At 63.0% G+C, this 15476-nt stretch carries 13 protein-coding genes; 11 read left to right on the forward strand and 2 right to left on the reverse strand.

The window, feature by feature from the left end:
- Window positions 1-40: 40 nt before the first annotated feature.
- Window positions 41-598 (reverse strand): carboxymuconolactone decarboxylase family protein, encoded by a 558-nt coding sequence (locus I5S59_RS20505; RefSeq protein ID WP_197878219.1) that lies wholly within the window; start codon window positions 596-598, stop codon window positions 41-43.
- A gap of 105 nt (window positions 599-703) precedes the next feature.
- Between I5S59_RS20505 and I5S59_RS20510 the strand changes: the two genes are divergently transcribed.
- Both I5S59_RS20510 and I5S59_RS20515 read left to right on the forward strand, forming a co-directional pair.
- Window positions 704-1615: an AraC family transcriptional regulator gene (locus I5S59_RS20510; protein ID WP_197878220.1), complete on the forward strand. Its 912-nt coding sequence runs from the start codon at window positions 704-706 to the stop codon at window positions 1613-1615.
- A gap of 137 nt (window positions 1616-1752) precedes the next feature.
- Window positions 1753-3378: a methyl-accepting chemotaxis protein gene (locus I5S59_RS20515; RefSeq protein WP_197878221.1), complete on the forward strand. Its 1626-nt coding sequence runs from the start codon at window positions 1753-1755 to the stop codon at window positions 3376-3378.
- Between the two features lie 62 nt (window positions 3379-3440).
- Here the strand turns inward: I5S59_RS20515 and I5S59_RS20520 are convergent, their stop codons facing one another.
- Complete coding sequence (locus I5S59_RS20520) at window positions 3441-4283, reverse strand: IclR family transcriptional regulator (protein ID WP_232239883.1); 843 nt, start codon at window positions 4281-4283, stop codon at window positions 3441-3443.
- Between the two features lie 155 nt (window positions 4284-4438).
- On the opposite strand from I5S59_RS20520, the gene I5S59_RS20525 reads away from it, so the two are divergent.
- The 9 genes from I5S59_RS20525 (at window position 4439) to I5S59_RS20565 (ending at window position 15208) form a co-directional block, all read left to right on the forward strand.
- Window positions 4439-5593 carry an acyl-CoA dehydrogenase family protein gene (locus I5S59_RS20525; protein WP_197878222.1) on the forward strand — a complete coding sequence of 385 codons (1155 nt, stop codon included), beginning with the start codon at window positions 4439-4441 and terminating at the stop codon, window positions 5591-5593.
- Window positions 5594-5635: 42 nt separating this feature from the next.
- Window positions 5636-7801, forward strand: a complete 2166-nt coding sequence (locus I5S59_RS20530) for an acetate--CoA ligase family protein (protein WP_197878223.1) — start codon at window positions 5636-5638, stop codon at window positions 7799-7801.
- 84 nt (window positions 7802-7885) lie between these two features.
- Window positions 7886-9202, forward strand: coding sequence for an MFS transporter (locus I5S59_RS20535; protein ID WP_197878224.1), 1317 nt, complete (start codon window positions 7886-7888; stop codon window positions 9200-9202).
- A gap of 55 nt (window positions 9203-9257) precedes the next feature.
- The gene (locus tag I5S59_RS20540) at window positions 9258-9614 is read left to right on the forward strand and encodes a YidH family protein (protein WP_197878225.1); all 357 of its coding nucleotides are present in this window, start codon (window positions 9258-9260) and stop codon (window positions 9612-9614) included.
- Window positions 9611-9940 (forward strand): DUF202 domain-containing protein, encoded by a 330-nt coding sequence (locus tag I5S59_RS20545; RefSeq protein ID WP_197878226.1) that lies wholly within the window; start codon window positions 9611-9613, stop codon window positions 9938-9940. The genes I5S59_RS20540 and I5S59_RS20545 overlap by 4 nt, the downstream gene beginning before the upstream one ends.
- An 82-nt stretch (window positions 9941-10022) precedes the next feature.
- A complete protein-coding gene (locus I5S59_RS20550; RefSeq protein WP_197878227.1) occupies window positions 10023-10928 on the forward strand; it encodes a LysR family transcriptional regulator in 906 nt (301 codons plus the stop codon).
- Between the two features lie 170 nt (window positions 10929-11098).
- A complete protein-coding gene (locus tag I5S59_RS20555) occupies window positions 11099-12310 on the forward strand; it encodes a RidA family protein (RefSeq protein WP_197878228.1) in 1212 nt (403 codons plus the stop codon).
- Window positions 12307-13443, forward strand: coding sequence for a M20 family metallopeptidase (locus tag I5S59_RS20560; RefSeq protein ID WP_197878229.1), 1137 nt, complete (start codon window positions 12307-12309; stop codon window positions 13441-13443). Before I5S59_RS20555 ends, I5S59_RS20560 begins: the two co-directional genes overlap by 4 nt.
- Window positions 13444-13564: 121 nt before the next feature.
- On the forward strand, window positions 13565-15208 hold the full coding sequence (locus I5S59_RS20565) for a BCCT family transporter (protein ID WP_197878230.1): 1644 nt from the start codon (window positions 13565-13567) through the stop codon (window positions 15206-15208).
- The last annotated feature ends 268 nt before the right edge of the window (window positions 15209-15476 follow it).

A 15476-nucleotide genomic window follows, 5' to 3' on the forward strand; every position in this document is an offset into this window, starting at 1 on the left:
CCTTTAAAAAAGCGCCAGCCTGCGCCGGCGCCCAGGGTTCTTATGCCGAAGGTTGCCAGCGGTACTTGCTCAGCTCGTCATTGAGCGGCGTCTGGGCGAACACATTAGCAAAGTTGCACAGGGTGGCGAGGCTCACCCCGAGAATCACTTCCAGGGCGTGACCTTCGCCATAGCCGGCGTCACGGAAAGCGCTGTAGCCGGCATCGCTGACATTGCCGCGGGTAGCGATCACTTCACGGGTGAACGCGGCCAGGGCTTCGAGCTTTTCCTGCGGCAGTTCGCCACGGGCACGCAGGGCGTCGACCACCTCTTGCGGCAGCTTGGCCTTGTTCAGCGCCACGGCGGTATGACCGGCCACACAGAAGTCGCAGCCATGATTGGTGGCGGCCACCAGCTGCACCACTTCGCGCTCGGCCAGGCTCAGCTCGGCCTTGCCGTTGAGGGCTGAAACGGTCACGTAAGTTTCCAGCGCGGCCGGGGCATTGGCCAGCACGCCGAGCAGGTTGGGGATGAAGCCCGAGTTCTTCTGGGCGTTTTCCAGGAAAGGACGAGCGGCTTCAGGGGCGCTTTGCAGCGTGTGTAGAGTAACGCGCGACATGGAGTGGACTCCTGCATACTAGGGTGTCCCACAAGTCTGTTGGTTATAAGAAATACCTTCCATATTCTAGAGTCGTTATTCCTTGCTCCTGAGTCTTTCCATTAGATGATTTCCTCCAGCCCCCTTGTCGATTGGTTATTAGAAAGCCTTGAGCTAGACGCCAGCCTGTTCCATGTCGGGCGTTATTGCGGTGGCTGGCACGCCAGCACCCAGGGCCTGGCACGGGCCAGTTTTCACCTGGTGGTGCAGGGACATTGCTGGCTGCACATCGCTGGCCAGCCCTTGGCCGTTGCCCTGGAAGCGGGTGACGCGGTGTTCCTGCTGCGTGACCTTGAGTACCGGTTGTCTGGCACCGCCGACTGCGAACTGGCCCGCCAGCAACCGCGCATGGCCATGTTGCCGCTGGACCATGACGCCAATGATGGCGTCGGCCTGGTGTGCGGGTTCTTTCATTTCCAGCCGGGCCTGTCGTCGCTGATCATCGAAGGCCTGCCTGACTGGCTGATCCTGCGGGCTGGCGACCCGGCCCTGAGTGCCGCCACCGCGCTGTTCGAGCTGATCCTCGCCGAATGCCAGCGCCAGCCTGCGCCCTCCTCGGCCTTGCTTGAGCGCCTGAGCCATCTCTTGTTTCTTTACGTGCTGCGCCAGCAGGTGCAGGCAGACCTGCCCATGGGCGGCCTGGTATCGCTGGCCCGCCACCCGCAGTTCGCCACCCTGGTCGAGCAACTGATCGAACATCCCGAGCAGCCCTGGCCACTGGAAAGCATGGCGGCCTGCACCGGGCTGTCGCGCTCGGCCTTTTTCAAGCGCTTCAGCGAGCTGGCCGGCCAGTCGCCGGGGCAAGTGCTGCTGGCCCTGCGCATGCGCCATGCCTGCCAGTTGCTCAAGGCGCACAACACCGTCGAACAGGTGTGCGCGGCCGTGGGCTACCAGTCCATCGCCGCCTTCACCCGCGCCTTCAGCAAGGCCATGGGCGTGCAGCCGGGGGCTTACCGGCGCCAGCATGAGGGGCGTTGAGACAATCTGCGGGCGGTAATCGAACACAAGCGCATCCGGGCCCTCAAGTCTGCGCGGGCACACTCCGATAGCAGTCCACTCACCGCGAGTCTTCGACGCGGCGCGACGCTAATAAAAAACCAAGGAGTACTGCCCGCATGTTCGCCGACCTGAAAATCCGCACCGGGATGTTCTGGGTATTGACGCTGTTCAGCCTGACCCTGCTGTTCTCCACCGTCAGCGCCTGGCGCGCAGCCGTCGGCAGCGACGAGCAGATCACCGAGCTGGACCACACCGCACACCAGTCGGACCGCCTCAACAACGCCCTGCTGATGGCCATCCGCGCCAGTGCCAACGTCTCCTCCGGCTTTATCGAACAGACCGGCGGCCATAGCGACAGCGCCAACAAGCGCCTCGCCTTGTCGCAACAACTGCTGGAAAACAGCCGCACATTGATCGGCGAGCTGGTCGCCAATGCTCAGGACCCTGCCCTCAAAGCCCTGGCTGTGGACCTGCAAAACACCTTCGGCGATTACGCCCGCGCCGTGGCCGGGCAGCGCGAGGCCACCCAGCAGAACGACCTGCAGCGCTACTTCACCGTCAACACCGACGCCGGCAATGCCATGGCCCGCCTGCAAGCCTTGCGTCAGCAGCTGGTGGCGGCGCTGAACGAGCGCAGCCAGCAGATCATGCTGGAGTCTGACCGGCGCCTGAGCAACGCCCAGGTGCTGAGCGCGGTGCTGGGCGTTGTCACCCTGCTGCTGGCCGCACTGTGCTGGAGCTTCATCGCCCAGCGCGTGCTGCGCCCGCTGCGCGAGGCAGGCCTGCATTTTCAACGCATCGCCAGCGGCGACCTGAGCGTGCCGGTGGCCGTGCACAGCCGTAACGAAATCGGCCAGCTGTTCAGCGAATTGCAGCGTATGCAGCACAGCCAGCGTGACACCCTCGGGCAGATCGCCGGCTGCGCCAGCCAGCTGGCCAGTGCCGCGAGCGCCCTCGATGAAGTCACCGAACAAAGCGCCAGCAGCTTGCGTCAACAGGACCAGGAGCTGGAACAGGCCGCCACCGCCGTCACTGAAATGACCACTGCCGTCGAAGAAGTGGCGCGCAACGCCGTCACCACCTCGCAAGCGGCCAGCGCCTCCAATCAACTGGCTGAACAAAGCCGCAGGCAGGTCGGAGAAAACCTCGACGGCACCCGCGCCATGGCCAGCGAAGTGCACACCAGCAGCGAGCGCCTGCAACAACTGGCCGGGCAGATTCGCGACATCGGCCAGGTGCTGGATGTGATTCGCTCGGTGTCCGAGCAAACCAACCTGCTGGCGCTTAATGCGGCCATCGAAGCGGCACGTGCCGGCGAGGCAGGCCGTGGCTTTGCGGTGGTGGCAGACGAAGTGCGCACCCTCGCCTACCGCACCCAGCAGTCGACCCAGGAAATCGAACAGATGATCGCTGCGGTACAACAGGGCACCGAATCGGCCGTGGCCTCGATGCAGGCCAGCACCCAGCGCGCGCAATCGACGCTGAGCATCACCCAGGCATCAGGCCAGGTGCTCGAAGGCATCTACAGCGCGATTGGCCAGATCAACGAACGCAACCTGGTGATTGCCAGCGCTGCCGAAGAACAGGCCCAGGTGGCCCGTGAGGTCGACCGCAACCTGCTGAACATCCGCGAGCTGTCGACCCGCTCGGCAAGCGGCGCACAGCAGACGCAACAGGCCAGCCAGGCGTTGTCAGGACTGGCCGGCGAGCTGACGGCATTGGTGGCCCGTTTCAAGGTGTAAGCGCTGGGCTCGTACAGTGCACTGTGGCGTAAATACCTGCGCGGGTTGTGCGCAGGTATCCCTTAAAAAATCCCCATCATGCCTTCGATGCTGCGCACCATGGATACCAGTCGCGGGCCGATATCGTTTTTCAGCTGCCCCTCATTAAGCAAAAACGCCGATACGCCACAGTTGAACACCAGAATCTCGCCATCGGCCATGGGCCGCATCGGCACCGCAACGGCGTGAATCTCGCGACGCAGGTCACCGTACGACAGACAAAAACCACGTGCGTGAACATCCTGGATGCTCTCTTCAATACGCCCCTGAAAAGCCGTCCAGTCCTCGGGAGTCCGCACTTTGATCTGGTTCAGCAACGCCGTGCGTTCTTCACGCGAGGCTGCCGCCAGGAACGCCCGGCCCATCGCCGTACGTGCCACCGGGTAGCTCAGCCCGACATCCGGCGGGTGGCTCATGGGAGCAGAGCTGCGGCTGCTTTCCAGGTACACCACATTGAGCCGGTCGCGCATGCCCAGCGACACCGAGCCACGGATGTGATCAGCCAGCTCTTTCATGAACGGCCGGGCAATCTGCCGGATATTGAGGCTGGCCAGCAACGGATAACCCAGAGAAAGCACCGCCGCGCCCAACTGGTATTTGTTGTTCAGGCGGTTGATACGCAAGTACCCCATGCGCACCAGGGTGTAGGTGAAGCGCGAAATCGTCGCTTTGGGCATCCCGGTACGCACAGACAGTTCGGCATTGCCGAGTTGGGTATCGCGCGCGGTGAAGCAATGCAGAATCTCCAACCCACGGGCCAGCGTCATAGCAAATTGCCGGTCATCGGCAAACTCTTCCGCGAGGTAGTGCCGCTCGGGTGAATGCCAATCCTCAGAGCCGTTTTGCGGCATGTCGTGTGTCGTCATTGTCCACCTCCAGCGCTGTGCAATCCAAAACAAGCGTGCCAGCAATGTTCCGATTATTCAAACAGTGTTCTGCAGAGCAGAACGATGCTTGTTTGACGATCGGATGAAGCGCCATATGTTCCTGCAAACCAATAAAAACAAGACTGGAGGCAACAATGATCCGCGATCAGCAGGCGCTGGACGTGTTCTTGAACACCATCCGCCGTTTCGTGACGACCGAGGCCATACCGATGGAGGCCCACGTCGAGCAGCACGATGAAGTCCCTCCCGCGCTGGTGCAGCGCATGCGCGACAACGGCTTTTTTGGCTGGAGCATTCCCCAAGCCTATGGAGGGGCCGGACTGACCACCGAGGAACTGGTGCTGGCGGCATTTGAACTGTCGCAATGCGCAGTGGCATTCCGCGCGCGTGTTGGCACCAATACCGGCATCGGCTCGGAAGGTATCGTGATCGACGGCACCGAGACCCAGAAACAGCAGTTTCTGCCTCGCCTGGCCAGCGGCGAATGGACCGGCTGCCTGGCGGTAACCGAGCCCGAGGCAGGTTCGGAGGCCACCAACGTACTCACCCATGCGCAACGCGACGGTGACAGCTACATCCTCAAGGGTGAGAAGTGCTACATCACCAACGCCCCCCTCGCCGATGTATTCACCGTCACCGCCCGTACTGAACCGGGCAGCCAGGGCGCAAAAGGTGTTTCGGCGTTCATCGTCGAACGTAATACGCCGGGCCTGACCACCGGCACGCCCTACCGCAAGATGGGCCAGGCGGGTTCGCCCGTCAGTGCGGTGTACTTCGACAATTGCCGGGTGCCGGCGGCCAACCTGATCGGAGGCGTTGAGGGTCAAGGCTTCAAGACTGTGATGAAGACCCTGAACAAGCAGCGGATACACCTCGCCGCGCTGTCGACCGGCCCCGCCATACGCATGCTGCAAATGGCCATAGAGCACACCAGTGCCCGTGTGCAGTTTGGCCAGCCCGTCGCGAACATGCAGCTGGTTCAGGCGATGATTGCCGACTGCCAGACCGAGATCTTTGCGGCCCGTTCGATGATCCTTGAAACCGCCCGCAAGCGTGATCGCGGCGAGGACGTGGTGCTCGAAGCCTCAATGTGCAAGTACTTCGCCACGGAAATGTGCGGACGGGTCGCCGACCGCTGTGTGCAGATGTTCGGCGGTGCCGGGTATATCGCCGACCATGGCGCAATAGAGCGCTGGTATCGAGATGTCAGGCTGTTCCGCCTCTACGAGGGCACCAGCCAGATCCACCAGTTGAACATTGCCAAGCAGGTGTTCGCTGCCCACCGCTGAGTCGGGTACGCGCCTACTTTTCTCTGCTACAGGAACTGCCCCATGTCCCGTTTCGAGCCCTTTTTCAATCCTCACTCCATTGCCGTGATTGGCGCCTCCCAGGACCTGTCCTCGATCAGCGGGCAGCCCATCGCCCATCTGCTGGCGAAAGGTTTTTGCGGACAGATTCTACCCGTCAACCCTCGCTACACAGACGTCGCGGGTTACCCGTGCTACCCCGATGTGGCATCGCTCCCCGAGTGCCCTGATGTGGCGGTAATCGCCGTCGGCGCCCAACGGGTGGCTGGCGTGCTCAGCGAGCTGGGGAAAGCAGGTTGTCGCTATGCGGTCATCCTCTCTTCTGGCTTTGCCGAAGCCGGTGAAGCCGGTGCTCGCGTCCAGCGGGAAATCACCGCCATCGCCCACTGCCATGGCATGCAGGTGACCGGCCCCAACTGCCAGGGCTACATGAATATCAGCGAAGGCATCCATGTCGGCTTCGGCGCTCCGTATGGCCTCACCTACCCCAAAGGCCACCTGAGCCTCACCTCGCAAAGCGGCGCATTTGGTAATTCAATCGTGATGCTGGCCAGCCAGGAAGGCATCGGTTTTCGTCACTATGTGTCCACCGGCAACGAATCCGTCACTACGTCGCTGGACTTCATGGACGCGATGATCGACGACCCCGACACGCACATGATCGCCGGCTACGTCGAAGGCTTCCAGGACGCCGGGCGCTTGTTGTCGATTGGCCGTCGGGCACTGATGGCCGGTAAACCGCTGCTGATCTGGAAAGTCGGCACCTCTGAAGCCGGAGCCAAAGCCGCCGCCTCCCACACCGCCAACCTCGGCGGTTCGATGGCGCTGTATCGAGCCGCTTTCCGCCAGAGTGGCATCATCGAAGTCTCGGACGTCGGCGACCTGGCCGACTGCAGCAAAGCCTTGCTGCCAGGACGTCTGCCTGCGGGCAATCGCCTGGCTGTCGTCACCATTTCAGGCGGTGCCGGCATTGCCATGGCCGATGGGGCTGCCGACGGCCATCTGCAACTGCCTGCCCTGTCGGCGCATACAGTTGCTGCCCTCAAAGAGGTACTGCCGTCCTTTGCCGCCATTGCCAACCCGCTCGATGTCACCGCCAGTCTGCTCAACGACGCGAACCTGCTGCGGGTCACCCTTGAGACGTTGGCGGACGACCCGAATGTCGACATGATCGGCCTCGCACTGGCCGCTGCCAGTGGCACGCTGGCCGTCGAGCTGGCCAAGGAAATCGTACGCATCTCCAAGGCCCGCGAGGTTCCCATTCTGGTGGCCTGGAACGCCGACCCCGCCAGCGTCGCAGAGGCTTACGAGATTCTCGACAAGGCCGGCATTCCACGCTATCAGTCGCCGGTTCGCTGCGCCCGTGGTGCCAGCGCGCTGTGGGCCTTCGCACAGGCGCGAGGGCAGATTGCCAAGGTGCTGGACGAGCACCCGCTGGTGCTTGACCGGTCTGAAGTACGGGCGGCGCTGCACGGTCGCCGAAACGACCTGACCGAATTCGAAGCCAAAAAAGTACTCGCCGCCTATGGCATCGGCGTCACCCGCGAAGGCCTTGCCACCAGCGCCGAAGAGGCTGTACATATCGCAGCTGCCTTGCACGGCCCGGTGGTGCTGAAAATTCAATCAGCCGATATCCCGCACAAGACCGAAGCCGGTGGCGTGCGCGTGGGTGTTGAGGGGGCTGCGGACATCACTGCGGCCTACCGTCAGATCATTACCAATGCCGAAGGCCACAATGCCCTGGCTGCTGTCGACGGTGTACTGGTTCAGGAAATGGTCGGTGGCGGTATCGAGATGATCCTGGGTATCAACAACGACCCCCTGTTCGGCCCGGCAGTGATGGTCGGGTTTGGCGGTATTTTCGCTGAGGTGTGGAAAGACGTGAGCTTTCGCCTGGCACCGATTACCCGCTCGGAAGCCGAGTCGATGGTGCGCGACCTGCGCGCTTTTGCGATCCTCGATGGCGCCCGCGGCCGCCCCAAGGCCGACCTGACCGCACTGATCGATACCCTGATGCGCCTGTCGGCGCTGGCCGTCGACTTGAAAGACAGCGTGCAGGAGCTGGATATCAACCCGCTGTTCGTGATGAATGCCGGCCAGGGTGTTAAGGCCGGCGATGCGCTGATCAAGCCCCGGGCCGCTAACATACAGCCTCACCTTGCACTCAAGGATGCCCTCGTCGGTTCATGACGCTGGCCGTTTCAGCCACCCTGATGGCTGCTGACGGCAGCCGACCTTTGAAACGACTTTATAGTTGCAGTTAACGAGGGTCCTATGAACATTTCTCACCAGACCAACGCTTTTCCGGACACGTTTGCCGCTCACGAAGTTGAGCAAACCTACCGCAAGATCGCGCTTCGCCTCATGCCGTTCTTGATTATCTGCTACATCGTTTCCTACCTGGACCGCGCCAACATCAGCTACGCCAAGCTGCAGTTCATGAGCGACCTGGGCTTTTCCGAAGCGGCCTACGGGCTGGGTGCCGGCTTGTTTTTCGTCGGCTACGTGCTGTTCGAGGTCCCCAGCAACCTGTGGATGCAACGCATCGGCGCACGCCGTACCTTGCTGCGCATCATGATTCTCTGGGGTCTGATCTCCAGCGCCATGATGTTCGTCAACACACCGACACAGTTCTACGTCATGCGATTCCTGCTCGGCGCTGCCGAAGCCGGGTTCTTTCCAGGGGTCATCCTCTACCTGACTTACTGGTTTCCCGCCGCACGCCGCGGGCGCGTCACCGGTTTCTTCATGATGGGTGCGGCCACCGCCGGCATCATTGGTGGGCCGGTTTCTACCTGGATCATGGTCCACATGGCTGGCCTGCAAGGTCTGCATGGCTGGCAGTGGTTGTTCCTGCTCGAAGGGCTGCCTGCGGTAGGTCTAGGCGTTGTCGCGTTCTACTACTTGTGCGATCGCCCCGAGGATGCCGACTGGCTCAGTGAAAGGGAAAAGTCGATCTTGCGGGGCGACCTGGCTGGCGAGCAGACCAGCGCGCAACACGGCTCAGGTCACGGCCTGCGTGAGGCACTGTGCAACCGCAAGCTGTACATCGGGATGCTGGGCTATTTCTGCGTACTGGTGTCGTTCAACGCCATTGGCTTCTGGGCGCCGACCATCATCCGCGACGTCGGGGTGAGCGACCTGCTGCAGGTCGGGATGTTGTCCAGCGCGGTGTTCCTGGCGGGCGCGGTCGGTACCTATGTCGTCGGCTACAGTTCGGACCTGCGGATGGAACGCCGCTGGCACCTGCTGGCTTGCAGCGCCGTCATCGCTGCCTGCTTCGTCTTGCTGCCACTGGTAGCCCACGACGTCACACTGGCGATTGCCCTGCTCTCGCTGGCCGCAGCAGCGTCCTATGGCAGCTTTGTGGTGTTCTGGACCATCCCGCAAACCTTCCTGACCAGCAGTAGCAAGGCCAGTGGCATTGCCCTTATCACCAGCCTGGGGGGTATTGGCGCTTTCGTCAGCCCGACCCTGGTCGGCTGGATGAAAGCCAGCACCGGCAGCATCTACGCGGGCCTGACCATTCTGGGGCTGATCACCTTGTTGGGTGCTGTGGTTGTGCTGATCGCCCTGCCTGCACGCAAGTAACCTTCATCGACCCGCCGTAACCGACAGGTTACGGCCCTTCCTGCAGGAACAGACCATGCGCGAACCGCAATGGCGGCTCAAAGGTGAAGAGCCGGACTACCGTTTTTCCCTGGCCAATGAACGCACGTTCCTGGCCTGGATTCGCACTGCACTTGGCCTGCTGGCCGCCGGGTTGTTGCTCGATCAGTTCGCCAGCAAGCTTGGCCCGCCGGTGATCATCGAAGGCCTCGCTATCGCGTTTGGCATTTTGGCTGCCACGCTGTGCGCGATAGCCTACCTGCGCTGGCGCGCCAATGAGATCGCCATGCGCCATGCACACCGATTGCCAGGCACGGCAGGCATCGCCTTGCTGGCCAGCGCAACCTTGGGCATAGCCGCTACCATCGCGCTGTTGTTGGTGGTCCGTGCATGAACCTGCTACGCGATCCTGGCTTGCAGGCCGAACGCACCGCCTTGTCATGGAGTCGCACCGGGTTGGCGGTGCTGGCCAATGCGCTGCTGGCGTTGCGCGAAGGCTGGCACGGCCAGCACGGGCCGATCAGTGTGCTGGCCTGTGTCATGCTGGTAGCGGCTGCGGCCGCCGTGATTTACGGCACATGGCGTCGACAGCAGCTGTTGAACGGCGAGGCGCCGCTGGCGGTGTCAGCCCACGTGATCGCGACGGCAAGCATCATCTCGCTGATGGTCTGCGGCGCTGTAGTGGTGCACCTGGGGGGCTGCGCTGCACGACTTTTGTGAACCCCATACGCTGTGGTAAATAACAGCGCGGCCAATCTGTCGGTGCCGAGCGCGGCGCCCCCGGCAACAGGGAGTTCTATCGATGCGGATACAGGATGCAGACCTCAAGGCACTGCGAATCTTCGAGACGATCGTGCAATGCGGCGGCTTTTCGGCCGCGCAGTCGGCCCTGAACATCAGCGCCTCGGCCATCAGCGAACAGATGAGCCTGCTGGAAACCCGCCTCGGCGTCAGGCTGTGTGAGCGCGGGCGCTCGGGGTTCCGCCTGACCGACGAGGGCGAAGTGCTGTACGAGGCCGCGCAGCGCATGCTGGCCGCCGTCGAGACCTTTTCCATGGAAGCGGCCACCCTGCGCAGTCAATTGAGTGGCGTGCTGCGGGTAGGCGTCATCGACGCCACCCTGACCGACCCGGGCAGCCCGCTGACCCTGGCCATTCGCCGGTTCGGCGAATTGGCGCCACAGGTGCATCTGCAGATCCACATCGACACGCCCAGTGCGCTGGAACAACGGGTCATGGATGGTCGCCTGCACCTTGCGGTCGGCCCGTTTCCCGTGCAGTTGCCCGGCCTGGACTACACCTCGCTGTATGAAGAAGCCCATGGCCTGTTCTGCTCGCGCAGCAATCCGTTGTTCAGCCAGCCAGACGCAGACATCACCCCGCAGTTGCTGAGCCAGACGCGGGTGGCCGCCCGCACCTGGCTCGGGCGCTTTGACCTTGACCAGCTGCAGGCCGAGCGAGCGGCGGGCAGCGTCGACAACGTCGAGGCACGGGCGATGATGATCGTCTCCGGCCAGTACATCGGCTTTCTGCCGCTGCACTATGCCCAGCCCTGGGTCGACAAGGGCGAACTGCGCAGGGTGTGCCCGGAACAGTATGCCCCTACCCTCGATTTCACCTCGATCATCCGCCATCGCGGCGTCAGCCCGCCGCGCCCGGTCGCGGCGTTCCACCAGCAGTTGCGCGATTGCGCAAACGCGCAGGTTTGACGGCACAGCCCGGCTTGCTTCGGCAATTGCCGAAGTCAACTTCATGAACCGGCTATTCTTCCGAACTATCGGGTTCACTAAAGTCTGGGTCGAGACAATAAAGCCAACCTGACGATTGCTCTGCTGGTCCGCTGTTGCAGGGGCCCTGGTCGAGCAACGGGAGCAACGCCATGTCCGACCTCACCCCAGCCCTTGCCTCACCCTTGCCGGTTCAACCCTGGCGCAGTCGACGCCTTGGCCAGCAACTGTTCATTGGCGGCGTGCTGCCCGTTGACGCCGAAGGCCAACTGACAGGCGCCGGCGATATCGAAGCCCAGACCCACGCCGTATTCCACCACCTGAAAGCGGCGCTGGAAGCCGCCGGCCTGGAAATGGCCGACCTGGTGCGCCTCAACACCTATTACGTCTACGAGGGCGAAGAAGCCCAGGCCACGGTGTACTGGGAGAAGATGACCCGGGTACGCCTGCAGTACTTCCCCGACCCCGGCCCCGCCGCCACGGCGGTTCGCGTGCATGGCACCGGTTGCCCGGGGGCACTGATCCAGCTGGAAGCCGAAGCACTGGCCGTAGTGCCTACTCAGCGCCAGCGAATCATGCCGGCACACAGCTGGGACTGGAGCATTCCGGTGCCCTTGTCCCAGGGCTGGCAGGTGCAGGAGCAGATCTGGGTGGGCGGCCAGGTATCGGCCGACAGAGCAGGCAAGGCGGTCAGCCTGGGAGACTTGCCGGGGCAGACCCATAACGTGCTGGAGCACATCCGCCATGTGCTGCAGGACGCGGGTGCGCAGTTCAGCGACCTCACCCAGCTGAAGGTCTGCTACCTGCACGACGGTGATGCACAGGCGGCCGAATCGCGCCTGCAAGACATCATGCAGGTGGTCCGTGCGACCTGTGGCGAGCCGTTGCCGCCGGTCACCGCCTTTGGCGTCAACCTGCTGTACGAAGGGCTGCTGCTGGAGATCGACGCCAGCGCCCAGCGCGGGGCCGCCCATGAGGATGGCGTGACTGAGGCTGGCAACCGTAACGCGGCCGCCGACGTTCAGGTGCGGCGCAGCGGCACACGCGTGCATGTTGCCGGCCAGAGCGTTGCAGCCACTGCACTGCAGCCGGCGTTCAACGACGTGCTGCTACGCCTTGTCGGCCAGTTACGCAGCGTCGGCTCTGGTCCGGAGGCGCTCGCCCATCTGCATGTACTGGTCGCTGGCGCCGAGGCAGATCACGCCCCGCTTCAGGCCCTGTCGTTGTTCACCCGTGCCTTGCAGCGCTATTGCGGCGACCACCTGCCACCCTTCACCCTGGTCCGGGTGATCGGTTTGCCGGATGGCGCCTCGGTCCAGGTCGATGCCCTTGCCGTTGATGCGCAGGAGGCGCGCCGCGCATGAACCCCACCGAGCACGCCATCGAGCTGACCCGCCGCCTGGTGCGGTTCGACACCACCAACCCGCCCGGCAACGAACAGCCCTGCGCAGCGTTTCTTGCCACGCTGCTGGCCGAGGCAGGATTCACCACCACCCTGCACGAACTGGCGCCGGGGCGCGCCAGCCTGGTGGCCTATCTGGGCAACGGCGAGGGACGGCCGCTGTGCTTCACCGGCCACCTGGACACCGTACCGCTCGGCAAGACGCCCTGGTCGGTTGACCCGTTCGCCGGCGAGATCCGCGATGGCCGCCTGTACGGCCGGGGCAGCAGCGACATGAAGGCCGGGATTGCTGCCTTCATCAGCGCGGCGCTGCAGGCGCGCAGCCTGATTGCCGAGGGCCCGGGCGTGGTGCTGGTGCTGACCGCCAGTGAGGAAACCGGCTGCCAGGGCGCCGCTGCGCTGCTGCGCGATGGCGTCGACCAGCACCGCGCCGGGGCAATCATCGTCGGCGAGATGACCGCCAACTATCCCCTGATCGGCCACAAGGGCGCGCTCTGGCTATCACTCAGCGCGCGCGGCAAAAGCGCCCACGGCTCCATGCCCGAGCGCGGCGACAATGCGCTCTACAAGGCCGCGCGTGCGCTGGGCAAGATCGAGCACTACCGGGTTACGGCGCAGCCTCATCCGGTACTGGGTGATACCAGCATCAGTGCCGGCACCCTGCACGCCGGCAGCAGCATCAATGTCGTGCCGGACCTGGCCGAGCTCGGCGTCGATATCCGCAGCTTGCCAGGCATGTCCCACAGCGACACCCGCGAGGCCCTGCTGAGCGCATTGCAGCCCGACATCTGCGAAGCGCACACCATGCTCGACCTGCCCGCCGTATTCAGCGACAGCGCCGACCCGTGGATCGCGGCGGTGTACCGCATGACCGAAGCAGAAACCGGCATCCGTCCCGAACCCCGGGGCGCCAGCTATTTCACCGATGCCTGCGCACTGCAACACGCCCACCCCGGTGTGCCCATCGTGATCCTCGGGCCGGGAACACCGGAAATGGCGCACCAGACCGACGAATACTGCGAGGTTGCGCGCATCGACGAGGCGGTGCGCCTGTACCGGCGCTTGATCATCGACTGGTGCACACCCGGCACCTGATACCCACGGTTTTCCCACAGGCCCGGTGCGCCTACACAAGCACTTCTATGGCTGTTCCGGGTGGCTGCCTGCACCCGGAACAACAACAAAATCAAAACAGCCGAACATAGAAAGGTACGCCATGAAAATAACCACAACCGCCCAGCCGGCCACTGCGGATGCACCCTCGGTGCGGGCCAGCAAGGACACGCTGCTGATCGTCGTCAGCGTGATTTCCATCTTCCTCACCGTGTTTGCCCTGGCCGCTTTCCCGGCACGCTCCGAGCAAGTGGCCAGCCAGCTGTTCCAAAGCGCCACCGACCTGCTCGCAGCGCCGGTGCTGGTGATCTTCCTGGCCTTCGTCGCCGGGTCGCTGTTCATCATCTTCAGCAAGTACGGCAACATACGCCTGGGCAGCGGCAAGCCAGCGTTCAAGACCCTGCCGTGGGTGTTCATGTTCATCTGCGCCGGGCTCAGTTCGGCGACCCTGTACTGGGGCCTGGTGGAATGGGCCTTCTACTACAACACCCCGGGGCTGAACATTGCCCCACACAGCCCTGAAGCGCTGGACATGAGCATCGCCTACGCGTTTTTCCACTGGGGCTTTGGCACCTGGGCCTGCTACGCCATCGGCGGCATGGCCATGGCCTACTACTACCACGTGCGCAAGCACGACAAGCTGAGCCTGGCCGGCATCATCGAAGCGATCACCGGGTTCAGGGCCAACGGCCCGGTCGGGCGGCTGATCGATATCATCTTCCTGATCGGCACCTTCGGCGGGCTGACGGTGACCATGGTGGTGACCACCCAGACCTTCTCCAACGCCCTGTCCAACCTCACCGGCCTGCCCAACACCTTCGCCATGCAGGCGGGCATTGTCCTGGTGATCACCAGCATCTTTTCCCTGAGTTCCTACATCGGCCTGGAAGGCGGCATGCAGCGCCTGGCCACCATGGTCTGCTGGGGTGCGCTGTTCTGCGCACTGGCCGTGCTGGTGGTCGGGCCGACCGGGTTCATCGTCAAGAACACGGTCAACGGCGTCGGCCTTATGCTCTCCAACTTCCTGCACATGAGCCTGTTCACCGACCCCGCCGGCGACGGCGACTTCACCCGCAACTGGACGGTGTTCTACTGGTTCTGGGCGATCTCGTACACGCCGGCGGTGTCGATTTTCGTTGCCCGCGTGTCACGTGGGCGGACGCTGAAAGAGGTTGCCGCGGCGCTGCTGCTTGGCGGCAGCGTGAGCTGCTGGGCGATCTTCGGCAGCCTCAGCGGCTATGGTATCGAGCAACTGCTCACGGGCACCCTGGATGTTCCCGCCATCGTCGCCAGCCAAGGTGGCGAAGTGGCAATCACGCAGCTGTTGAACGGCTTTCCGATGTCGGGCCTGGCCACCGCGTTCTACCTGTTCGTGATGGTCATTTTCCTCGCCTCGCATGTCGACGCCTCGGCCTACACCGTGGCCGCCGCGACCACCCGCAACCTGCCTGAAGGCCGTGACCCGTCACCCTTCCTGCGCCTGTTCTGGTGCGTGATGCTGGCCCTGGTGCCGCTGACCATGATCGCCAATCACCTGTCGCTGAAAACGGTTAAAACCTCGGTGATCCTCACCTCCATTCCGTTCTTCTTCCTGTTGGTGGTGATGGCCATTGGTTTCGCCAAATGGGTGTACCGCGACTACCGCCACCGCAGCGCACAGGACATCGAGGCCGAATCCCGCCTATTTGAGCAAGAACCCCTGGCGACTGCCCACAGCACACGCCTGACGGAAGCAACAGCGCTTTAAGTGCCATCGAGGTGCATTCACTTTCTCTGTACAGACCGTTACAGAGAAAGTGAATGAAGCACGGTACTTATCGCGGGTTTTACAGGGCGCTCAGTAGGATGTCAGAGAAAACCCACTTTCACGACCTGTTATTTCTGTCAGTTGCGCACTTGGCCAAACTTCATAAGATCACTCTAAACTTCGGCAGAGGAGCGATTGAGATGAAGTATAGCTCGTTATATATCAGGCCCTACTCAGTACGGCCCGACTCAATCGCCAACATGAGAGA

It is taken from the genome of Pseudomonas alkylphenolica (assembly GCF_016009175.1).
Lineage (GTDB): Bacteria > Pseudomonadota > Gammaproteobacteria > Pseudomonadales > Pseudomonadaceae > Aquipseudomonas > Aquipseudomonas alkylphenolica_B.